The organism is Sphingomonas sp. Tas61C01, assembly GCF_052567495.1.
Genome location: NZ_CP199583.1, coordinates 727850 through 748328, shown reverse-complemented (window position 1 = coordinate 748328; position 20479 = coordinate 727850). Strand labels below are relative to the sequence as shown.

General features: G+C 68.0%; 20 protein-coding genes and 2 tRNA genes. 11 read left to right on the top strand and 11 right to left on the bottom strand.

All coding sequences use genetic code 11. The features are described 5' to 3' along the window. Positions 1 to 9: 9 nt before the first annotated feature. The gene (gene trxA, locus ACT009_RS03480; protein ID WP_375421340.1) at positions 10 to 333 is read left to right on the top strand and encodes a thioredoxin TrxA; all 324 of its coding nucleotides are present in this window, start codon (positions 10 to 12) and stop codon (positions 331 to 333) included. A 93-nt stretch (positions 334 to 426) separates the two neighbouring features. Here the strand turns inward: trxA and argJ are convergent, their stop codons facing one another. Further along, positions 427 to 1659 (bottom strand): bifunctional glutamate N-acetyltransferase/amino-acid acetyltransferase ArgJ, encoded by a 1233-nt coding sequence (gene argJ, locus ACT009_RS03475; protein ID WP_445192987.1) that lies wholly within the window; start codon positions 1657 to 1659, stop codon positions 427 to 429. Positions 1660 to 1793: 134 nt separating this feature from the next. Between argJ and ACT009_RS03470 the strand changes: the two genes are divergently transcribed. Continuing rightward, positions 1794 to 2045, top strand: a complete 252-nt coding sequence (locus tag ACT009_RS03470; protein WP_445192986.1) for a hypothetical protein — start codon at positions 1794 to 1796, stop codon at positions 2043 to 2045. 92 nt (positions 2046 to 2137) lie between these two features. Further along, a complete protein-coding gene (gene secA / locus ACT009_RS03465; protein WP_445192985.1) occupies positions 2138 to 4882 on the top strand; it encodes a preprotein translocase subunit SecA in 2745 nt (914 codons plus the stop codon). 229 nt (positions 4883 to 5111) lie between these two features. On the opposite strand, the gene ACT009_RS03460 is transcribed toward secA, so the two are convergent. The 5 genes from ACT009_RS03460 to moaA form a co-directional block, all read right to left on the bottom strand. Next, positions 5112 to 5717: a CC0125/CC1285 family lipoprotein gene (locus tag ACT009_RS03460; RefSeq protein ID WP_445192984.1), complete on the bottom strand. Its 606-nt coding sequence runs from the start codon at positions 5715 to 5717 to the stop codon at positions 5112 to 5114. A gap of 137 nt (positions 5718 to 5854) precedes the next feature. Beyond that, positions 5855 to 6271: a secondary thiamine-phosphate synthase enzyme YjbQ gene (locus ACT009_RS03455; RefSeq protein WP_445192983.1), complete on the bottom strand. Its 417-nt coding sequence runs from the start codon at positions 6269 to 6271 to the stop codon at positions 5855 to 5857. Positions 6272 to 6299: 28 nt separating this feature from the next. Beyond that, positions 6300 to 6374 (bottom strand) — tRNA-Asn (locus tag ACT009_RS03450). A gap of 51 nt (positions 6375 to 6425) precedes the next feature. Continuing rightward, positions 6426 to 7202, bottom strand: coding sequence for an NAD kinase (locus tag ACT009_RS03445; RefSeq protein WP_445192982.1), 777 nt, complete (start codon positions 7200 to 7202; stop codon positions 6426 to 6428). Then, positions 7199 to 8212, bottom strand: coding sequence for a GTP 3',8-cyclase MoaA (gene moaA / locus ACT009_RS03440; RefSeq protein WP_445192981.1), 1014 nt, complete (start codon positions 8210 to 8212; stop codon positions 7199 to 7201). Before moaA ends, ACT009_RS03445 begins: the two co-directional genes overlap by 4 nt. 79 nt (positions 8213 to 8291) lie before the next feature. On the opposite strand from moaA, the gene ACT009_RS03435 reads away from it, so the two are divergent. After that, positions 8292 to 9980, top strand: a complete 1689-nt coding sequence (locus ACT009_RS03435; protein WP_445192980.1) for an EAL domain-containing protein — start codon at positions 8292 to 8294, stop codon at positions 9978 to 9980. After that, positions 9977 to 10408, top strand: coding sequence for a YybH family protein (locus ACT009_RS03430; RefSeq protein ID WP_445192979.1), 432 nt, complete (start codon positions 9977 to 9979; stop codon positions 10406 to 10408). The genes ACT009_RS03435 and ACT009_RS03430 overlap by 4 nt, the downstream gene beginning before the upstream one ends. A gap of 126 nt (positions 10409 to 10534) precedes the next feature. Here the strand turns inward: ACT009_RS03430 and ACT009_RS03425 are convergent, their stop codons facing one another. Together ACT009_RS03425 and ald are read right to left on the bottom strand one after the other, a co-directional pair. Then, positions 10535 to 10759, bottom strand: a complete 225-nt coding sequence (locus ACT009_RS03425) for a DUF3072 domain-containing protein (protein WP_445192978.1) — start codon at positions 10757 to 10759, stop codon at positions 10535 to 10537. A gap of 51 nt (positions 10760 to 10810) precedes the next feature. Next, entirely contained in the window at positions 10811 to 11917 is a 1107-nt protein-coding gene (gene ald / locus ACT009_RS03420) for an alanine dehydrogenase (protein WP_445192977.1), read from the bottom strand. 191 nt (positions 11918 to 12108) lie between these two features. Here ald and ACT009_RS03415 point away from each other — a divergent pair, with 191 nt between their 5' ends. The 4 genes from ACT009_RS03415 (at position 12109) to trxB (ending at position 15769) form a co-directional block, all read left to right on the top strand. Next, positions 12109 to 14055 (top strand): potassium transporter Kup, encoded by a 1947-nt coding sequence (locus tag ACT009_RS03415; RefSeq protein ID WP_445192976.1) that lies wholly within the window; start codon positions 12109 to 12111, stop codon positions 14053 to 14055. Beyond that, positions 14052 to 14570 (top strand): 2'-5' RNA ligase family protein, encoded by a 519-nt coding sequence (locus tag ACT009_RS03410; RefSeq protein ID WP_445192975.1) that lies wholly within the window; start codon positions 14052 to 14054, stop codon positions 14568 to 14570. The genes ACT009_RS03415 and ACT009_RS03410 overlap by 4 nt, the downstream gene beginning before the upstream one ends. A gap of 57 nt (positions 14571 to 14627) precedes the next feature. Beyond that, positions 14628 to 14704 (top strand) — tRNA-Met (locus ACT009_RS03405). 96 nt (positions 14705 to 14800) lie between these two features. After that, the gene (gene trxB / locus ACT009_RS03400) at positions 14801 to 15769 is read left to right on the top strand and encodes a thioredoxin-disulfide reductase (RefSeq protein WP_445192974.1); all 969 of its coding nucleotides are present in this window, start codon (positions 14801 to 14803) and stop codon (positions 15767 to 15769) included. A 71-nt stretch (positions 15770 to 15840) separates the two neighbouring features. Here trxB and ACT009_RS03395 read toward each other — a convergent pair whose 3' ends face one another. Genes ACT009_RS03395 through ACT009_RS03385 form a run of 3 tightly spaced genes read right to left on the bottom strand, consistent with a single transcriptional unit; the run spans position 15841 to position 17594 of the window. Next, on the bottom strand, positions 15841 to 16659 hold the full coding sequence (locus ACT009_RS03395) for a hydrolase 1, exosortase A system-associated (protein WP_445192973.1): 819 nt from the start codon (positions 16657 to 16659) through the stop codon (positions 15841 to 15843). Beyond that, entirely contained in the window at positions 16635 to 17318 is a 684-nt protein-coding gene (locus ACT009_RS03390; protein WP_445192972.1) for a hypothetical protein, read from the bottom strand. Before ACT009_RS03390 ends, ACT009_RS03395 begins: the two co-directional genes overlap by 25 nt. A 3-nt stretch (positions 17319 to 17321) precedes the next feature. Beyond that, complete coding sequence (locus tag ACT009_RS03385) at positions 17322 to 17594, bottom strand: acyl carrier protein (protein WP_445192971.1); 273 nt, start codon at positions 17592 to 17594, stop codon at positions 17322 to 17324. 85 nt (positions 17595 to 17679) lie between these two features. Between ACT009_RS03385 and ACT009_RS03380 the strand changes: the two genes are divergently transcribed. Together ACT009_RS03380 and ACT009_RS03375 are read left to right on the top strand one after the other, a co-directional pair. Beyond that, entirely contained in the window at positions 17680 to 19191 is a 1512-nt protein-coding gene (locus tag ACT009_RS03380; RefSeq protein ID WP_445192970.1) for an AMP-binding protein, read from the top strand. After that, a complete protein-coding gene (locus ACT009_RS03375) occupies positions 19188 to 20417 on the top strand; it encodes a pyridoxal-dependent decarboxylase, exosortase A system-associated (RefSeq protein WP_445192969.1) in 1230 nt (409 codons plus the stop codon). The genes ACT009_RS03380 and ACT009_RS03375 overlap by 4 nt, the downstream gene beginning before the upstream one ends. Positions 20418 to 20479: the final 62 nt, after the last annotated feature.

The following is a 20479-nucleotide window of genomic DNA, read 5'->3' as shown; positions in this document are numbered from 1 at the left end:
AGAATTTTCATGGCGACCAAGGCAATCACCGATGCGAGCTTCCAGGCCGACGTGCTCAACGCCGACGGGCCGGTGCTGGTCGATTTCTGGGCGGAATGGTGCGGCCCGTGCAAGATGATCGGCCCGAGCCTCGAGGAGATTTCGGAGGAACTCGGCGAGCAGGTGACGATCACCAAGCTGAACATCGACGAGAACCCGGATGCGCCAGGCCGCTACGGCGTGCGCGGCATCCCGACGATGATCCTGTTCAAGGGCGGCGTGCCCGCCGCGACGAAGGTCGGCGCGGAGCCGAAGGGGCGGTTGAAGGCATGGCTCGAGGGCGAGTTGGTCTGAGGATCGCCGCATTGTGTCCCCGTGAAGGCGGGGACCCAGTACTGGGCTCCCGCCTTCGCGGGAGCACAAACTTGTGGAGGCAGCGCTCTTCCGTCAGCTCCGGTAATCGGCGTTGATCGCGATGTAGCCGTGGGTCAGGTCGCAGGTCCACACCGTGGCGGCGCCGTCGCCTAGCGCAAGATCGACGCCGATCTCGATCTCGCTGCCGGCGAGGTGCGATGCGACCGGTGCTTCGTCGTAGCCGTCCACCGCCAGGCCATCGCGCGCGACCTGAGTATCGCCGAAGCGGATCGATAGGGTGTCGCGCTCGGCGGGTTCGCCGGCCTTGCCGACCGCCATCACCACGCGGCCCCAATTGGCGTCGCCGCCCGCGACCGCCGTCTTGACCAGCGGCGAGTTGGCGATGCTCATTGCTATCCGGTGCGCGCTGCGGTCGCTTTCGGCGCCGGTGACGCGGATCTCGATCAGCTTCTGCGCGCCCTCGCCGTCGCGGACGACGAGCTGGGCGAGCTGGTGGCAGAGATCGGCGAGCGCGGCGCGGAAGGCGTCGGCGCCGTCGCTATCGTGATCGACCAGTGGCGCGTTGCCCGCCGCGCCCGTCGCGAAGGCGAGCACGGTGTCGCTGGTCGACGTGTCGCCGTCGACGGTGATGCAGGAGAAGCTCTTCGCGTTGGCCGCGACCAGCGCGCCGTGGAGGAAGGCGGCGTCGGCGGCGGCGTCGGTGAAGACGAAGCCGAGCATCGTTGCCATATCGGGCGCGATCATGCCCGATCCCTTGATGATGCCGACCAGAGTCACGGTGCGGCCGTCAACGATCGCACTGGTTGTCGCGCCTTTCGGGTAAGTGTCGGTGGTGCCGATCGTCTCGGCGGCGGCAAGCCAATCGCACGGCGTCGCGGCGAAGGCGGCGTCGAGGCCCGCCTCCGCTTTGTCGACGGGCAGCGGCACGCCGATCACACCCGTCGAGGCGACGAACACGTCCGACGGCTGGCAGCCGAGATGCGCGGCGGTGCGCGCGGCGATCGCCTCCACCGCGACGCGTCCACGCGCGCCGGTGAAGGCGTTCGAGTTGCCGGCATTCACGACCAGCGCCCGCGCGGTGCCGAGGGTGAGCGCCTTGCGGCACCATTCGACCTCGGGCGAGGGGCAGCGGCTCTGGGTCAAGACGCCCGCGATCACGGTGTCGGGCGCTAGCTCGACATAGGTGAGGTCGCAGCGGTCCCAGGTCTTGTAGTGCGCGCGGGCGACCCGCGGTACGACCCCGCGGATCGTGGGAAGCGCGGGGAAGGATGCGGGGGCGAGCGGAGAGCGGGGGTGATCGGCCATGGCGGCGGTATAGATGCTCGCCCGGTTGCGGCAACCGGTGCGGGGCGTGCCGTCCCGCCCGTGCGCGCTATTTACGTGGATTTATCGCGTTGCTGCGATTATCTCCGCATCCTCCGATCGCTTTGGTGCCACGCTTGAACCTTCTGCTGCTGTTTTCCGCGCTGCTGTCCGCCCTGACCGGGGTGGTATCGACCGCGCGCGCGCCGACCGCGGCGCATGCGGCGGCAGCGGCGACGGCGATCCGGACCGCGGTGGTGACGATGCCCCGCGAGGCGACGGCGCGTCCCGCCAATGTCGTCGTGGACCTGCGCACGATCGCGGTGCCGGTCGTGACGCCCGTCGTGGCGTCGGTCGCGCCGCTCTATGCGAGCCGCCGGCGCGAATAGCCACGAGACCTTCGGCGACCATCGCCGGATCCGTTTCGATCGACCTATCCACGTGCGCCTTGTCGCGCGTCCTCCATCTTCAGGAAATTGCCATGCTCGGCGGCTTTGCCAAATCGCTGTTCGGTTCGTCCAACGACCGCTACGTCAAATCGCTCAACCCGATCCTCGCCAAGGTCGCGAGCTACGAACCCGCCATGAAGGCGATGTCGGACGACCAGCTGGCGAACCAGACGGTCCTGTTCCGCGAGCGACTGGCGAACGGCACCAAGATCGACGACCTGCTGCCGGAGGCGTTCGCCACGGTGCGCGAGGCCGCCAGCCGGACGCTGGGCCAGCGTCATTACGACGTGCAGATGGTCGGCGGCATCGTGCTCCACCGCGGCGAGATCGCCGAGATGCGCACCGGCGAGGGCAAGACGCTGGTCGCGACGCTCGCGACCTATCTCAACGCGCTGCCGGGCGACGGCGTCCATGTCATCACCGTCAACGATTATCTCGCCGCGCGCGACGCCGACTGGATGGGCCAGGTATATCGCTTCCTGGGGCTGACCGTTGGCGTGATCATCCCGAACCTGACCGACGAGCAGCGCCGCGACGCCTATGCCGCGGACATCACCTACGGCACCAACAACGAATTCGGCTTCGATTACCTGCGCGACAACATGAAGTATGAGCGCACGACGATGGTTCAGCGCCCGTTCGCGATGGCGATCGTCGACGAGGTCGATTCGGTGCTGATCGACGAAGCGCGCACGCCGCTGATCATCTCCGGCCCTACCGACGACAAGTCCGAGCTGTATATGCAGGTCGATGCGGTGGTGAAGCGGCTCGACGCGATCGATTACGAGAAGGACGAGAAGCAGAAGTCGATCATCCTGACCGAGGACGGCACCGAGAAGGTCGAGCGGATGCTCGAGACCGCGGGGCTGCTGGAGGGCGACAACCTCTATGATTTCGAGAACACCCAGGTCGTTCATCACCTGAACCAGGCACTGCGTGCGAACATGATGTTCAAGCGCGATACCGACTACATCGTGAAGGACGACAAGGTCGTCATCATCGACGAGTTCACCGGGCGGATGATGGACGGTCGGCGCTGGTCGGACGGCTTGCACCAGGCGGTCGAGGCCAAGGAGGGCGTGCAGATCGAGCCCGAGAACCAGACGATGGCATCGATCACCTTCCAGAATTATTTCCGTATGTACCCGAAGCTGAGCGGGATGACCGGCACCGCGGCGACCGAGGCGGCCGAGTTCTACGACATCTACAAGATGAACGTCGTCACGATCCCGACCAACGTCGAGATCCGCCGGGTCGACGAGGAGGACGAGTTCTACAAGGACACGCAGGACAAGTTCCGCGCGATCGCCAAGAAGATCCGCCTGCATGCCGAACAGGGCCAGCCGGTGCTGGTCGGTACCGTGTCGATCGAGAAATCCGAGCTGCTGAGCGAGTTTCTCCAGGAGGAGAAGGTCGACCACAAGGTGCTGAACGCGCGCTATCACGAGATGGAGGCGCACATCGTCGCCCAGGCCGGGCGCAAGTCCGCGGTGACGATCGCGACAAACATGGCAGGGCGCGGCACCGACATCCAGCTCGGCGGCAATCTCGAATTCCGGATGCTCGACGAACATCCCGACCTCGTCGCCGGCACGCCCGACTACGAGGCGCGCGCGGCGACGATCCGGACCGAGATCCAGGCCGAAAAGGCCGCGGTGCTCGCATCGGGCGGGCTGTTCGTGCTCGGCACCGAGCGCCACGAGAGTCGGCGCATCGACAACCAGCTGCGTGGGCGTTCGGGGCGGCAGGGCGATCCCGGCCTGTCGCGCTTCTACCTCAGCCTCGACGACGATCTGCTGCGGATCTTCGGGCCGGACACGCTGTTCGCCAAGATGATGCGCAACAATATCGAGGACGGCGAGGCGATCGGCAGCAAGTGGCTGTCGAAGGCGATCGAGACCGCGCAGAAGAAGGTCGAGGCACGCAACTACGACATCCGCAAGCAGGTCGTCGAATATGACGACGTCATGAACGACCAGCGCAAGGTGATCTACGAACAGCGGGCCGACATCATGGATGCGGACGCGGTCGGCGACGTGGTCAGCGACATGCGCGCGGAGACGGTCAACGTCATCGTCGGCGAAGCGTGCCCGCCCAATTCCTATCCCGAGCAATGGGACGTGGCGGGGATGAAGACCCAGCTCGCCGAGATCCTGAACCTCGAGCCGCCGATCGACGACTGGCTGACCGAGGAGGCGATCGACCCCGAGCTGGTCGAGGAACGCGTCCGCACCCTGGCGGACGAGGCGATCGAGTCGAAGGCGTCGGATCTCGACACCGAGACCTGGACCCAGGTCGAGAAATCGATCCTGCTGCAGAATCTCGACCATCACTGGAAGGAGCATCTGGCGACGCTCGATGCGCTACGCCAGGTCGTCCACCTGCGCGCCTATGCGCAAAAGACCCCGATCAACGAATATAAGCAGGAGGCGTTCTCGCTGTTCCAGCGGATGCTCGACGCGATCCGGGTCGACGTGACCAAGACGATCGCGCACGCCCGGTTCCAGATGCAGATGCCGACCGACCTCCCCGAGCTGCCGGACTTCATCACCACGCATTTCGACCCGTTCACCGGCGAGGACAACTCCAACGATATCGACGGCGGAACGCGCGGCGTGGTGCGCAGCCAGCTGCCGCCGCTCCAGATCGCGCAGCCGCAGCCGATCGAGCTCGGGGTGGATCCGGCGGACTGGGAAGGGCGGGTGAACCGCAACGCACCGTGCCCGTGCGGCTCCGGCAACAAGTACAAGCATTGCCATGGGGCGGTAACCGCCTGACGTGAAAAGCCCTCCCCGTGGCGGCGGGGAGGGTCTTGTCGGGGCTGGTAGACTCGAGAGCTTCCGGAGCTACCTCCCCCTCCGTCAGTCCTGCGGACTGCCACCTCCCCCTGGCGGGGGAGGAATTAGATCCTCCCTCGCTTCAGCGGGGGAGGGGGACCGCTCGCGGTAGCGAGTAATGGAGGGGGCCTCTCCGCTGGGCGCAGCGCCCCCCTAAACTATGACCCGCTCAGCCCGCCTTCGGCAGCACCACCGAGGGGCCGATGCTGTCGACGACGGCCTTCGCGTTGAACGCACGGAGGTTGTCCTTCGGGATCGGACCCTTGCGCATCACGATTTCCGCGGTCGCTTCGAAGCGATCGATCGTGCGGACGTCGAAGTCGTTGCCCCAGGGGCCGAAGCCACCGCCGAACCACGGGTCGTAGCTGCGCCAGCCGAAGCCGCGGCCGCGATACCGCCACGCCGGGCCCCAATACCCGCCGAAGCCGCCATAGCCGAAACCGCCGCCGAACCCACCGAAACCGGGGGTCGTGTAGGTCTGGGTCTGGCGATCGGTGTCGCGATCGGCCATCACGAAATAGTCGAAACCGTTCTGCAGCGTCAGCTCGGCGGCGCGGAAGAACAGGTAGCGCTCGACTGTGTCGCGCGACGTGACGCTGTTGCCGGAGAAGCTGACCAGGAAGCGATTGGGCTCGATCTGGCGGTCGCTATATCCGGTACGGGCGAAGCCCTGGCCGGTGGCGGGTCGGTAGGTAGTCTCGGTCGCGCAACCCGCGACCATCAGCGTGCTCGCGGCGAGCGCCGCAACCACAGCCTTGCGGCCAAGATGCATCATCGATTGTCTCCATTCGCAGCGGATGCGGCGAACGTCCGCAGGAGTACCGCTCTTTCCTGGAACGAGCGATGAACAAAAACGCTCCGTCCACGAAAAAGCACGCGCCGACAGATAAGTACCGGACATCGCAAGCAGGTTCAGTCGCCGATCAGGTGCAGCGCCAGACTGCGGCGGTGCGGACGGCGGCGGTGTTCGAACAGGTAGATGCCCTGCCAGGTGCCGAGCGCGGGCATGCCGTCGATCACGGGGATCGTCAGCTGGACGCCGGTGAGCGCGGCGCGCAAGTGGGCGGGCATGTCGTCGGGGCCCTCGTCGTCGTGTTCGTACGCCGGATCCTCGGGCGCGATGCGGGCGAAATACGCCTCCATGTCGGTCCGCACCTCGGGCGCGGCATTCTCCTGGATCAGCAGCGATGCCGAGGTGTGGCGGCAGAAGATCGTCAACAGCCCTTGGTCGATCGCCTGCGTGCGCACCCAGTCGAGGATCGGGCGGGTGACGTCGAGCATGCCCTGGCGACGGGTGTCTACGGCAACGATGTGGGTGGATTGGCGCATGCACCGGACAATGCGCGGTGCGGCGGAATGGCTCCCTGAGTAGGATTCGAACCTACGGCCGCTCGATTAACAGTCGAGAGCTCTACCGCTGAGCTATCAGGGATCGTTGCCGAGGGCGGCTCTATAACTCGCCGGTCGGAGGATGCAAGCATGCTTAGGAGATGAACTGCTCCATGGTGATGCGGTCGTCGAGCGCGTGTTCGGGGTCGAACAACAGCGTGAGCTCGCGCGCGCGGTCCATCGCGATGTCGACCTGGGCGACGTCGCGGATCTCGTGCTGGTCGGCGACCGCGGATACCGGGCGCTTGTCGGGATCGAGCACGCGCCACTGGATGCGTGCCTTGTCGGGCAGGATCGCGCCGCGCCAGCGCCGCGGGCGGAACGGGCTGATCGGAGTCAGCGCGAGCAGGTTGGAGCCGAGCGGCAGGATCGGGCCGTGGGCGGAGAGATTGTACGCGGTCGAGCCGGCCGGGGTGGCGGCGAGGATGCCGTCGCAGGCGAGTTCGGGCAGCACCACCCGGTCGTTGACCATCACTTCGATCTTCGCCGTCTGGCGAGTCTCGCGGAGTACCGAGACCTCGTTGATCGCGGGCATCTGGTGGATACGGCCGTCGATGCCGGTGACCGTCACCAGCAGCGGGGTGACCTTGAACGCCTTGGCGCGCTCGAGCCGGTCCACAAGGCCGTGACGGCGCCATTCATTCATCAGAAAACCGACGGTGCCCAGATTCATGCCGAATACCGGCACCGGTCGGCGGCGGTCGAGCATGGTGTGGAGGGTCTGCAACAGGAAGCCGTCGCCGCCGAGCGCGATGACGACGTCGGCGTCGGCGGGATCGACCCAGTCGGCGGCGTCGGCGAGTTCGGCCGCTGCCGCCTGGGCGGGGGCGGTCGGCGACGCGACCAGCGCGCGCCGTTCGAACTGGCTCATCCGCCGGTGACGCTCATGTGTCGCGCGACCGCGGGGGCGCTGCCCGCCTCGATCCGGAAATCGTGCCGGGCGGGCTTGTTGAACAGCGCGAGATCGATCGCCTCGTCGAGCGCGGCGATGCCGCCGTCGCGCAGCGCGGTCTTGAGATCGACCTGATCGTCATGGCCGAGGCAGGAATAGAGCTTGCCCTCGGTGGTCAGGCGAACGCGATTGCACCCGTCGCAGAAATTGGCGGTGAGCGGAGAGATCAACCCGAGGCGCGTGGCCGTGCCCGCGACCCGCCAGTAGCGCGCCGGACCACCGCTGTCGTGCAGGTCGCGCTTCAGGTCGAACTGTCCGGTTAGCGCATCGAAGACGCGGTGTAGCGGCACGAAGCGATCTATGCGATCCTCGTCGATCGCGCCGAGCGGCATCGTCTCGATCAGCGACAGATCGTGGCCTTGGTCAACGCACCAGGCGAGCATCGGCGCGATCTCGTCCTCGTTAAGCCCACCCAGCGCCACCATGTTGATCTTGACCGCGAGGCCGGCATCCTTCGCCGCGGCGATCCCGCCGAGGACCTGGGCGACGTCACCGTGGCGGGTGATGAAGCGGAAGCGATCGGGGTCACGGCTGTCGAGGCTGACGTTGACCCGGCGAATGCCCGCGTCGGCCATCGCGGGTGCGTAATGCGCGAGCCGGGTGCCGTTGGTCGTCATGGTCAGTTCGTCGAGGCCGTTGCCGACCAGCCGGCCGAGCCGCGTCACCAGATCGCCGACATCGCGTCGGACCAGCGGCTCGCCCCCCGACAGCCGCAGCTTGGTGACCCCGCGCGCGACGAAGCGCTCGGCGATAATCGCGATCTCCTCCAGCGCGAGCAGGGCGGAGCGCGGCAGGAAGGTCATCTTCTCGGCCATGCAGTAGCGGCAGCGCAGGTCGCAGCGGTCGGTGACCGAAATCCGCAGATAGCGGATCGTACGGCCGTGCGAGTCGACCAGCGGCTGGTCCTGAGGAGTGGGTGCGGTGGCCATCGCGTCTGAGCTAGGGGTTGCGGCGCCTGCGAACAAGACCGGAGTGGTATGGCCCTGCCAACGCCGCTAGGCTGCGGTCATGGCAACCGACGTGAACGACATGGAAAACGGCATCGGCCCCCCGTTGCTGATCGTGTCGTTCCGCCAGCGCGACGAGCTGGCGCAGATCGCCGCGGGGGCGGGGTGGCACGCGTCGATCTATGGCGACAATGACGATCTGGAGAAGCGGCTGCTCGACAGCGATGCCGCGGTCGCGCTGGTCGATGCGCGCGGGGCGCTCGATCTCGGGCTCGATGCCGTGCGATCGCTGGGCGGGGTGGTTACGGCGACCGGCGGCGCGCTGCTGGTGATGGTGTCGCGTGGCGATGTCGGCACCATCGACGAGTTCTATCTGGCGGGCGCGACCCACTTCCTCGCCAGCCCGGCGGGGGAGGGCGAACTGATCGCCTCGCTGCGGTTCGCCGCCCGCCATGCCGCGCGGACCGGTGCGGCGATCGACCGCCGCGAGCCGCCCTCGGCCTGGCAGCACGACGGCAATGCGGGGACCGCGCGGCGCTGGTTGGCGACCGCGCTTGCCGATCCCGATCGCCCGGTCTCGGTCCTGCTGCTGGCGCTGTCGCGGCTCGATCTCGTCAACGCGGCCTATGGCCGTCCCGCGGTCGACGCGCTGATCGACGCGGCGGGGCGGCGGCTGCGGATAGCGGTCGAAAGCCGGATCGAGGGGCGTCCGCTGGCGGTGCGCATCAGCGGATCGGAATTCATCGTTGCGGTGGAGGCGGATGCCGAGGAGATCGAGGCGATCTCGGCGGCGATCGACGAGGCGCTGGCACGGCCGTTCCCGGTGGAACAGATGCTCGCGGTGCTCGGCAGCCGGGTCGGCATCGCGACGCGCTCGCCGGCCGACGATGCCGCGGCATTGCTGCACCGCGCGAGCGAGGCGCTGGCCGCCGCACGGGCGAGCGACGGAATGGTGCGAACCGCGACCAAGGCGGGCGTCGCGCCGCTCGATACGTTGGCGATCGACCTCCATCACGCGATCGATCGCGGCGAGATCGACCTGCGCTTCCAGCCGCAGGTGGAGATCGCATCGGGGCGGATCACCGGGGTCGAGGCGCTGGCGCGCTGGGATCATGCGACGCTGGGGCCGCTGGGCGCGGAGACGCTGTTCGCGGCGGCGGACCGCGCCGATCTGGGCATCGCGCTGTCGGATCACATCCAGCGGCTCGCGCTGGCGCGGGCGGCGGCATGGCCGAGGGCGCTGCAGATGCTGCGGCTGTCGCTGAACCTGACCGCGAGCGACGTGACCCGGCCGGGGTTCGCCGCGCTGTTCCTCGGGCGGGTCGACGAGAGCGGCTTTCCGCGTGGTCGGCTGACGGTGGAGATCACCGAGACCGGGCTGATCGAGGATCTGCCCGCCGCCGCGGCTCTGTTCGCGACCTTGCGCGGGGGCGGGTGCCGGGTGGCGATCGACGATTTCGGAACGGGCTATTCGAGCCTGGCCTATCTGAAGGCGTTGCCGCTCGATTACCTGAAGATCGACAAGACGCTCGCCAGCGAGATCGATCAGTCGCCGCGCGACCGCATCGTCGTTCGCGGGGTGATCGAGATGGCGCAGTCGCTGGGGCTGCCGGTGATCGCCGAGGGGGTGGAGACCGACGCGCAGCTGGAGCTGCTCGCGGCGGCAGGCTGCGCTTTCTACCAGGGTTTCCTGCGCGCGCATCCGCTCGACGAGGCGGCGTTGATCGCATTGATGGAGGAAGAGGCATGATCCGCAGCAGCTTGATGATCGCGGCGCTGGTGGCGGCGCCGGTGGCCGCACAGACCACGGCGCCCCAGGCCGCGGTGCAGGCGGCGATGGCGGCGAGCACCGCAGGGTGGAACGCGGGCGATCTCGACCGGTTCGTCGCGGCGTACGCCAACGATGCGATGTACGTGACCAGCAAGGGCGTGGTTCGCGGCAAGGCGGCGATCGCGGAACGCTACCGGCCGAGCTTCACGGCGGGCGGGAACAGCCGCGGCGTTCTAAGTATGCAGATGCTGGCGTTCCGGCGGCTGAGCGACGTGCATCAACTGTTGGTGGCACGCTGGACGCTGACGCCGCCGGGCGCTGGCACGAAGCCGGAGACGGGGCTGACGACGCTGGTGTTCGAGCGTCAGCCTGCGGGCTGGAAGATCATTTCGGATCATAGTTCCTGAGGGCGCTCAAGCTGCTGCCGGCATCGGTGCCTTCGTTTCGACGCGGACCTAGATACGACCACGTCCGTCATCCCCGCCGGCGCGGGGATGACGGTTGTTGTCGGGAAGGCCGAAGCCCTCCCAATCTCAATCGGTCTTCCCGCGCCCGGTCTTCGATTGCAGCTCGTCGATCCGCTTCGAGGCGTCCGCCTTCGATAGCGAGTCGTCGAACTCCTCGTGCGCTTCTTCGCTCAGGGTCTTGAGGTAGCTCGCCTGGGCGCCGGTCATCGCTTCCCCGCCGGTGGTCCAGTCGTCGGGGTCCTTCTCCGCGTTCGAGAAGGGTTCGGTCTTGGGGTTGGCTTGATCGGTCATGTGGCTTTCCTTCGTTCGAGACCACCAACCCCCATGTTCCGTTTGTGTTCCCTAGGCCGCCCAAGCTTCGTACGGCAGGTCGAGATCGTCGGCGACCGCCTTGAAGGCGATCTTGCCCTTGTAGACGTTGAGACCCGCGGCGAGATGCGGGTCGGCGCGCATCGCCGCCTCGGCGCCGAGATTGGCGAGCCGCAGTGCGAAGGGCAGCGTCGCGTTGTTGAGCGCGAAGGCGGAGGTGCGGGCGACCGCGCCGGGCATGTTGGCGACGCAATAATGGATCACGCCATCGACCTCGAACACCGGGTCCTCGTGGGTGGTGGCGTGGCTGGTCTCGAAACAGCCGCCCTGGTCGATCGCGATGTCGACCAGCACCGATCCGCGCTTCATCGTCTTCAGCATCTCGCGCGTGACCAGCTTGGGCGCCGCGGCGCCCGGCACCAGCACCGCGCCGATCACCAGATGCGCGTTCTTCACCGCCGCGGCGATCGCCGCCTTGCTGGCATAGGCGGTCTTGATCTGGCTCGAGAAAAACATGTCGAGCTCGGCCAGCCGATCGTTCGAGATGTCGTAGATGGTGACGTCGGCGCGCATGCCGACTGCCATCTGTGCGGCGTTGACCCCCGAGACGCCCCCGCCGAGGATCGCGACCTTGGCGGGGGCGACGCCGGGAACGCCGCCCAGCAACACGCCGCGGCCACCCTGCTCCTTTTCCAGATAATGCGCCCCGACCTGGATCGACATCCGGCCCGCGACCTCCGACATCGGCTTCAGCAGCGGCAGTCCGCGGCGGTTGTCGGTGACGGTTTCGTACGCGATGCAGGTCGCGCCCGACTTCATCAGCCCCTCCGCCTGCGGCTTGTCCGCGGCGAGGTGGAGATAGGTGAACAGCAGGTGGCGCGATTCGAGCATCGCGATCTCGGCGGCCTGCGGCTCCTTCACCTTCACGATCATGTCCGCCGCGGCGAACACCGCCTTCGCATCGGGCAGGATCGTCGCGCCGGCCGCGACATAGTCGCTATCCTCGAAGTCGATGCCGGCACCCGCCATCGTCTCGACGACGACCTCGTTTCCGGCCGCGACTAGCTCGGCCACCGACGGCGGGGTCAGCCCGACGCGGTATTCGTGGTTCTTGATTTCCTTGGGGACACCGACTCGCATCAATTCTCTCCTCTTGGCTCCCCTGTAATTTCCCGCGGCCCGGCTCGATACCCCCCGGTGCCGACGATGATCGGCCGAGCGGAGCATGCCGTTGCCGGTGGTTTGGGTGCGTGCTAAGGGCGGCGGCTTGGCATGGAACAGGTTGTGAACATGGGGCTTCCCGTCGATCCGTCGGGCCGATCGCGCTACCGATGAGCGAGCCCGTGTTCGGCGCCGAACCAGCGGCGCGTGGCGAGGTCGATACGGCGGCGGCGGACGAGGGGCACGGTCACGGCCACGGGTCCGAGGGGATGGTCAAGCTGGCGGTCGGCGCGATCGGCATCGTCTTCGGCGACATCGGCACCAGCCCGCTCTACGCATTCCGCGAAACCTTTGCCGGGCACCACAAGCTCGCGCTCGATCCCGCCCACATCATGGGCGTAATCAGCCTGATGTTCTGGTCGATGATGATCGTCGTGACGATCAAGTACGTCGTCATCATCATGCGCGCCGACAACAAGGGCGAGGGCGGCAGCCTGGCGCTGCTCGCCCTGGTATCGGGACGCACCAAGACCAAGCGCTGGTCGACCGGGATCATCCTGCTCGGGGTGTTCGCCACCGCCTTGTTCTATGGCGACAGCATGATCACCCCCGCGGTGTCGGTGCTGTCCGCGGTCGAGGGGCTCGCGGTCGCCGCGCCGGCGTTCGCGGGGCTGGTGCTGCCGATCTCGGTGGCGATCCTCGTCTTCCTGTTCACGATCCAGAAGAGCGGCACCGCGCGGGTAGGGCTGTTTTTCGGGCCGATCATGCTGGTGTATTTCGCGACGATCGCGGTGCTCGGCATCCACAGCGTCGTGCAGACGCCCGCGGTGCTGTGGGCGCTGTCACCGCATTTCGCGATCGAGTTCTTCCTCATCGATCCGCGCGCGGCGTTCCTCGCGTTGGGATCGGTGGTCCTCGCGGTGACCGGCGCGGAAGCGCTCTACGCCGACATGGGGCATTTCGGGCGCAAGCCGATCGGCCTGTCCTGGCTGGTGTTCGTGCTGCCGGCGCTGATGTGCAACTATATGGGGCAGGGCGCGCTGCTGTTCCGCGAAGGCACCGCGGCACTGCGCAGCCCCTTCTACATGCTGGCGCCCGAGGGCCTGCAGCTGCCGCTGGTGATCCTGGCGACGATGGCGGCGATCATCGCCAGCCAGGCGGTGATCTCCGGCGCCTTCTCGGTCACCCAGCAGGGCATCCAGCTGGGCTTCATCCCGCGGCTGCGGATCGAACATACCAGCGCCGCGACCGCCGGGCAGATCTACATCCCGTTGGTGAACTGGGCGCTGATGACGATGGTCATCGTGCTGGTGTTGTTCTTCCGCACCTCGTCGAACCTCACCAGCGCCTACGGCATCGCGGTGACCGGCGCGATGTTGATCGACACCTGCCTGCTTGGGGTCGCGCTGATCCGGCTGTGGCATTGGCCGCGCTATGCGGCGTTCCCGCTGCTCGCGGTATTCTTCCTGGTCGACGGCGCATACTTCACCGCGAACATGACCAAGGTGCCCGATGGCGGCTGGTTCCCGCTGCTGGTCGGGCTGATCGTGTTCACGCTGCTCACCACCTGGTCGAAGGGGCGCAAGCTGATGATCGACCGGATGCGCGAGGCGGCGATGCCGATCAAGGTGTTCATCAGCTCCGCCGCCAGCTCGGCGACGCGGGTGCCCGGCACCGCGGTGTTCATGACCTCGACCCCCGAGGGCGTGCCGCACGCGCTGCTCCACAATCTGAAGCACAACCGCGTGCTCCATGAACGCATCATCCTGCTGACCGTGAAGATCGTCGACCAGCCCTATTGGCCCGATCACGACCGTGCGGTGCGCGACAGCATGGGCGAGGGGTTCCACCGGCTGGTGCTGCGCTACGGCTTCATGGAAGAGGTCGATGTTCCCGCGGCGCTGAAGCACGTCCACGAATGCGGTGCCGAGTTCAAGATGATGGACACCAGCTTCTTCCTGTCGCGGCAGACCTTGCTGGCGTCCGACAAGCCGGGGATGATGATCTGGCGCGAGAAGCTGTTCGCGTGGATGCTCCGCAACGCCGAAAGCGCGATGGAGTTCTTCCGCCTGCCGACCAACCGCGTCGTCGAACTCGGCAGCCAGGTCGAGATTTGAGCGCGAACACCGTTCCCGCGCCGATCATCGTGACCGCGCTGTTCGGGCGGCGCGACCAGGGCTGGTTCGATGCGATGCGCAGCGAACATTTCCCGCCCGAGCGCAACCAGCTCGACGCGCATTTGACGCTGTTCCACCACCTTCCGCCGTCGAGCGTCGACGAGCTCAAGCACCGGTTGAGTGGAGAGACCCGCCAGGTCCGTGCGCCGACCGCGCGGATCGCCGGGCTGATGTCGCTGGGTCGCGGCGTCGCCTACCGGATCGACGCGCCCGAGCTGGTGGCGATCCGCGCGCGCCTCGCCGATGCCTTTGCGGGACTGCTGACGCCGCAGGACGCGGGCGGCTGGCGCGCGCACGTCACCATCCAGAACAAGGTCACACCCGGCGTCGCGAAGCTGCTGCTGGAGAGCCTGTCGCGCGATTTCGTGCCGCGCGAGGTCGAGATCGCGGGGCTCGCGACCTGGTGGTATCGCGGTGGCCCGTGGGAGCCGCTGTCGCGCCACATGTTCGCTTGACCGCCACCGGGCCGCTACCTATAGCCCGCGCCTCGCGAGTGAGAGCGCCCGAAACGGGGCGGAGTAGCTCAGCTGGTTAGAGCACGGGAATCATAATCCTGGGGTCGGGGGTTCAAGTCCCTCCTCCGCTACCACTCGCGATATCGCCGCTTGGCGCCGGTGCTGTTCTTGTTGGTTCAAATCCGGGGCCGGACCTCCTAGATCGGTCCCGACTCTCCAGGACACGCGCCATGACCACCCACACCACCCGCATGCTCATCCTCGGCTCCGGCCCCGCCGGTCTGTCGGCCGCGATCTACGGCGCGCGGGCGGGCATGGCGCCGATCGTGGTGCAGGGCATCCAGCCGGGCGGGCAGCTGACCACGACGACCGACGTCGAGAATTATCCCGGCTTCAAGGATGTCATCCAGGGCCCGTGGCTCATGGAGCAGATGCAGGCGCAGGCCGAGCATGTCGGCACCCGGCTGATGTGGGACACGATCGTCGAGGTCGACCTCACCCGCCGGCCGTTCCGGCTGATCGGCGACGGCGGCGATATCTACGAGGGCGACGTGCTGGTGATCGCGACCGGCGCGCAGGCCAAATGGCTCGGGATCGACAGCGAGGAGCCGATGAAGGGCAAGGGCGTCAGCGCCTGCGCGACCTGCGACGGGTTCTTCTACCGCGGCAAGAAGGTCGCGGTGATCGGTGGCGGCAATACCGCGGTCGAGGAAGCGCTCTACCTCACCAACCACAGCCCCGACGTGACGCTGATCCACCGCCGCGATTCCCTGCGCGCCGAGAAGATCCTCCAGGACCGGCTGTTCGCGCACAAGGGCATTACCGTCCTGTGGAACAAGGAAGTCCGCACCTTCGTCGATGGCGGCGGCACCGCAGGGCTGGTGGCGCTCGAGCTCGAGGATACCGTGACCGGCGAGCATACGCAGCTGGCGACCGACGGCGGCTTCGTCGCGATCGGGCACCATCCGGCGACCGAGTTGTTCCGCGGGCATCTCGATCTCGACGACGACGGCTATATCAAGGTCGAGATCGGTTCGACCCGGACCAGCGTCGCGGGCGTGTTCGCGTGCGGCGACGTGCAGGACAAGATCTACCGGCAGGCGGTGACCGCCGCGGGCACGGGCTGCATGGCCGCGCTGGATGCGGAACGCTTCCTGGCGGAGGCGGAATTCGCGGAGCTGGCCGAAGCGGCGGAGTAGGATGGTAGCGGCCTCGCGGTGATCCGCGCCCCCTGCTGTCCGTAATCCCCGCCTTCGCGGGAATGACGAAGCTAGGTGGGGGAGCGGACGCCGATCAAAGCCGTGGACGCCAGTTCCTCTTCGACGATCCGGCGGAGCATCGCGGCGTCATCCACCCGCGCAAAGCTGTGCGAATCGCTGTCGACCGCCTCGATCATGAACCGACGGCGTGCCCGTCGACTGGCCTCGGCGAACGCGATCGCGGTGGCGTCGCCTCGCGCCAGCACGATGCGGGCGCGGTCGCCCCATGCATCGATCCCGTTCAGCACGGTGCCTGCCAATTCACCATCGTGCGGTCCGGCCAGCAGCTTGGCAACGCCGCGGCGAAGCTTCGCCAGATCGACCTGCCCGCGGATCAGCCGCCGCCACTCGCCCGGCTGCCGGAGGCGCTCGGCGTAGCGCTGCCGGATCGCGGCAGCGGGAGGGAGGTCGTCGCTCGGTTCGACGATCCATGGGTTGGCCAGTACGACGCGATCGAGCCCGGCATCGTGTCCGAACAACGCCAGGGTGCTGGCAGCGTCGCAATTGCCGAACCCGACGATGCGCTTGAGCTGTGGCATCGCCCGTCGGAACGCCGCCACCGCGGCGTGCAGATCCTCGCGAGCATGCAGGAAGCCACGGTTGCTGCCGGTCGAGTCACCGATGCCGCGACGATCGTAGCGGAACACCGGCGATCCCACCGCGGCAATCCCGGCCGCGAGCAGCGCCATGCCACGGTGCGCGCCGCAGCGGATCTCGTTGCCGCCCGATACGATCAGCAACCCGCTCTCGCCCACGGCAGGATCGAGCGTCGCGATCATCGTGTCGCCCTCGCACGCGACCGGCATCATCCAGCGCAGCGTGCGATCCATTCTGCGATATCGTCGGCAAGCTGTTGTACCAGCGTAAAATCCTCGCCCGGCTCCTGTCGCCGCCACAACGGTACGGCGTCGATCTTGCGATCGGCAGGGCGCGGGTCGCTCGCCAGCCTGACCACCCGCAGGCGACGGTCGTCGTCGAGCGTCGCGGGCACCGCCTCCGCCAATTCGGCGAGGAATGCGCGCGAGATCAGGTTGCCTGCGATCTCGACCGGATCGTCCTCGCCACCCAGGCTCGCGGTCTTGCCCAGTTCGCGGACGAGGTCGCTGCCGAGCACGGGCGAGAGGTGCCAGCGGCCCGCGACCAGCGGCAGCGTGTCGAGCAGGCAGCCGCTGCGGATGCCGAGCGCGAAGACGCGGCGCGCAGACCACACATGCTCCACCGCCGCCTCGAACGCGGCACGCAGGGGGAAGAGCGAGAGGTCGCGGGTCGGCACGATGCTCTCGCCGGTCGCGGGCAGATCGGGCAGGGCACCCGCGATCCCGCGATCGGCGAGCGCCCGCAGCAGCGCCACCGCGAAACCGCGGGTGCGATTGGCTTCCTCGAACAGCGGCAAGGCGAGGACGACGATCGGCCCGTCGTCGGGCCCGAACCGCAGGATCGCCTCCGCACCGCCCGACCACGTATAGCTGTCGATGCGCGGGGCGGTCATCGGCTAGGTGAGCGCCTTGCGTACCGCGAAGCCGACCAGCGCGCCGAAGGTCTCGAGCATCTCACCATCGACCTCGTCATCTTCGATCAGGATGCCGAGCCGATCCTCGATCTCGGTCAGCACCCCCGCCACCGCCATCGAGTCGAGTTCGGGCAGTGCGCCGAACAGCGGCGTGTCGCTGGTGAACGCGGCGGCGCGTTCGGGCGACAGGCCGAGAACGTCAACGAGCACCGCGCGGACCGTGGTTTCGACTTGGTGGGAACCTTCGGGAAGCAAATCGTCTGCCCTGATCGTTGGCGAGGTTGCGCCGCGTTAAAGCGGAAGGGTGATTTCGGCAACGCCCCCGCGCTATGGAGGCATCATGGCGCTGCCCGACCCTGTTCCGAGACCAATCGATCACGTCCTGCGCGGCGCTCCCGATGCGCCAGCGTTGCTCGATCGGGCGGGCGGCTGGTCGTTTGCCGATCTCGAGCGGGCGGTCGCCTCGGTGGCGGGGTGGCTGGTGCGGCAGGGTCTGGCACCCGGCGATCGGGTGGCGACGTGGCTTCCCAAGACCCGGCTTGCCTGCGTGATGCCGCTCGCCGCGCCGCGTGCCGGGCTGGTCCATGTGCCGGTCAACCCGCTGCTCCGCCGCGCGCAGGTCGCGCATATCCTGGCGGACAGCGGCGCCGCGCTGCTGGTCACCCAGCCGGCGCGAGCCGCGACGTTCGAGGATGGCGACGTTCCCGCCTCCTGCCGCGTGGTCGACGAGACCCAGATCGGTTTCGATGCCGAGGGCCCCGGCCCGTCGACCGCCGACCCGCAGGCGCTGGCGGCGATCCTCTACACCTCGGGGTCGACCGGGCGCGCCAAGGGCGTGATGCTCAGCCACGCCAATCTCTGGCTTGGGGCGGTCTCCGTCGCGCACTACCTTCATCTTGCGGCTACCGACCGAGTGCTAGCGGTGCTGCCGCTGTCGTTCGACTATGGGCAGAACCAGCTGTTTTCGACTTGGTTCGCAGGTGGGCTGGTGGCGCCGCTCGATTACCTGACCGCGCGCGATGTCGTACGTGCGGTGGAGCGATGCGAGGCGACGACGCTCGCGGGGGTGCCGCCCTTGTGGGTCCAGCTGCTCGAGGCGGATTGGCCCGCGGCGACGGCTGCCCGCCTGAAGCGGCTGACCAACTCCGGCGGCGCGCTGACGCCGCGCTTGGTGCGCGGGTTGCGGGAGCGGTTCGCGACGGCGGAGATCGTCGCGATGTACGGGCTTACCGAGGCGTTCCGCTCGACCTTCCTCGATCCGGCAGCGATCGACGCCAATCCCGACGCGATCGGGCGCGCGATCCCGTTCGCCGATGTGATGACCGTCCGTGCCGATGGCGAGCGTGCCGCACCGGGGGAGCCGGGCGAACTGGTGCATGCGGGACCGCTGGTCGCGCAGGGCTATTGGCGTGACGCCGAGCGCACGGCGGCGCGGTTCCGTCAGGCGCCGGCGTTCGCGGCGCATGGCGGCTTGGCGGTGTGGTCGGGGGACACCGTCGTCGAGGACGAAGACGGGCTGTTCCGCTTCGTCGGGCGCGACGACGAGATGATCAAGGTCGCGGGCAACCGCATCAGCCCCGGCGAGATCGAGGAAGCCGTGTTGAAGGGCGACGAGGCGCGCGAGGCGGTCGCGATCGGGGTGCCCGACGATCGCAACGGGCAGGCGATCGTCGTCGTGCTGGCGGGCGACGCGACCGGCGAGGAGCGGTTGCGGTCGCGGCTGAAGACGGCGCTGCCGTCGTTCATGCAACCCGCGCGCTATCTGTGGCGCGACGCGCTGCCGCGCAACGCCAATGGCAAGCTCGACCGCGCGAGGCTGCGCGCCGAGCTTCTGGACGGAGTGACGTCATGAAGCCGATGGGTGCGCTGCCCCCCGAATTCGCGGACCAGCAAGGCATGCTGACGATCGCGGGGCGCTCCGCCGAGGAATGGGCTGCGGAGGCGGGGGACACGCCGGTGTTCGTCTACGACGGCGCGATCGTCGCCGCGCGCATCGCGCGGTTTCGCGCGGCGTTTTCGGACGTCGATCTCCATTATGCGATCAAGGCCAACCCGCTGCCGGCCTTGCTCGCTGCGATTGCGCCGCTGGTCGACGGGCTCGACATCGCCTCGGCAGGCGAGCTGCACCGGGCGATCGCGGTCAAGCCGGCGGTGGCGATCACCTTCGCCGGGCCGGGCAAGCGCGACGACGAACTCACCGTCGCGATCGGTGCAGGGGTGACGCTCAACGTTGAATCGGAAGGCGAGGCGGCAAGGGCGATCGCGATCGGTGAACGGCTCGGCATCCGCCCGCGGCTGGCGGTGCGGGTCAACCCGGACATCGAGCTGCGCGGGTCGGGCATGAGGATGGGCGGGCGCCCGTCGCCGTTCGGGGTCGATGCGGTGCGCGCCGCCGCGCTGGTGAGGGCGATCGTGGAGGCCGGAGCCGACTGGCGCGGCTTCCACCTCTATGCCGGCAGCCAGGCGCTCGACGCGCAGGCGATCGTCGAGACGCAGGCGGCGACGATCGCGCTGGCGGCGCGGCTGGCGGAGGAGGCGGGCGCATCGCCGCCGCTGGTCAATCTCGGCGGCGGGTTCGGCATCCCCTATTTCGCGGGCGACAGGAGCCTCGCGGTCGAGGAGATCGGTGCGGCGTTGCGCATCGCGCTCGCCGATCGGCCACCGGTCCTGCGCGACACCCGCTTCGCGATCGAACTGGGTCGCTGGCTGGTCGCGGAGGCGGGGATCTATCTGACCCGCATCGTCGATCGCAAGGAGAGCGGGGGCGAGGTCTTCCTGGTGGTCGACGGCGGGCTGAACCACCAGCTTGCCGCCAGCGGCAATTTCGGCACCGTCGTCCGTCGCAACTACCCGCTCGCGCTGGCGCGTGCGATCGACGGCGCTGCGATCGAGACGGTCTCCGTCGTCGGCCCGCTCTGCACCCCGCTCGACCGGCTCGGCGACCGTATTTCGCTGCCGCCGGCCCAGGTAGGCGACCTGATCGCGATCTTCCTCGCGGGCGCCTATGGCGCCTCCGCGAGCCCGGCAGATTTCCTCGGCCATCCGCCCGCCGCCGAGCTGCTAGCGAACAGTCACTAACGCAATCTTCACCCCTCCCTTGCATAGCCGTTCATGAAGTTTGCGCTCGCCCGGACCCGGCG

Excerpts from the sequence above, each read along its gene's own strand:
- trxA (WP_375421340.1), top strand. The coding sequence starts at position 10 with ATGGCGACCAAGGCAATCACCGATGCGAGCTTCCAGGCCGACGTGCTC.
- argJ (WP_445192987.1), bottom strand. The coding sequence starts at position 1,659 with ATGGCCGATCACCCCCGCTCTCCGCTCGCCCCCGCATCCTTCCCCGCG.
- secA (WP_445192985.1), top strand. The coding sequence starts at position 2,138 with ATGCTCGGCGGCTTTGCCAAATCGCTGTTCGGTTCGTCCAACGACCGC.
- ACT009_RS03460 (WP_445192984.1), bottom strand. The coding sequence starts at position 5,717 with ATGATGCATCTTGGCCGCAAGGCTGTGGTTGCGGCGCTCGCCGCGAGC.
- ACT009_RS03455 (WP_445192983.1), bottom strand. The coding sequence starts at position 6,271 with ATGCGCCAATCCACCCACATCGTTGCCGTAGACACCCGTCGCCAGGGC.
- ACT009_RS03445 (WP_445192982.1), bottom strand. The coding sequence starts at position 7,202 with ATGAGCCAGTTCGAACGGCGCGCGCTGGTCGCGTCGCCGACCGCCCCC.
- moaA (WP_445192981.1), bottom strand. The coding sequence starts at position 8,212 with ATGGCCACCGCACCCACTCCTCAGGACCAGCCGCTGGTCGACTCGCAC.
- ACT009_RS03435 (WP_445192980.1), top strand. The coding sequence starts at position 8,292 with ATGGCAACCGACGTGAACGACATGGAAAACGGCATCGGCCCCCCGTTG.
- ACT009_RS03430 (WP_445192979.1), top strand. The coding sequence starts at position 9,977 with ATGATCCGCAGCAGCTTGATGATCGCGGCGCTGGTGGCGGCGCCGGTG.
- ACT009_RS03425 (WP_445192978.1), bottom strand. The coding sequence starts at position 10,759 with ATGACCGATCAAGCCAACCCCAAGACCGAACCCTTCTCGAACGCGGAG.
- ald (WP_445192977.1), bottom strand. The coding sequence starts at position 11,917 with ATGCGAGTCGGTGTCCCCAAGGAAATCAAGAACCACGAATACCGCGTC.
- ACT009_RS03415 (WP_445192976.1), top strand. The coding sequence starts at position 12,109 with ATGAGCGAGCCCGTGTTCGGCGCCGAACCAGCGGCGCGTGGCGAGGTC.
- trxB (WP_445192974.1), top strand. The coding sequence starts at position 14,801 with ATGACCACCCACACCACCCGCATGCTCATCCTCGGCTCCGGCCCCGCC.
- ACT009_RS03395 (WP_445192973.1), bottom strand. The coding sequence starts at position 16,659 with ATGGATCGCACGCTGCGCTGGATGATGCCGGTCGCGTGCGAGGGCGAC.
- ACT009_RS03390 (WP_445192972.1), bottom strand. The coding sequence starts at position 17,318 with ATGACCGCCCCGCGCATCGACAGCTATACGTGGTCGGGCGGTGCGGAG.
- ACT009_RS03380 (WP_445192970.1), top strand. The coding sequence starts at position 17,680 with ATGGCGCTGCCCGACCCTGTTCCGAGACCAATCGATCACGTCCTGCGC.
- ACT009_RS03375 (WP_445192969.1), top strand. The coding sequence starts at position 19,188 with ATGAAGCCGATGGGTGCGCTGCCCCCCGAATTCGCGGACCAGCAAGGC.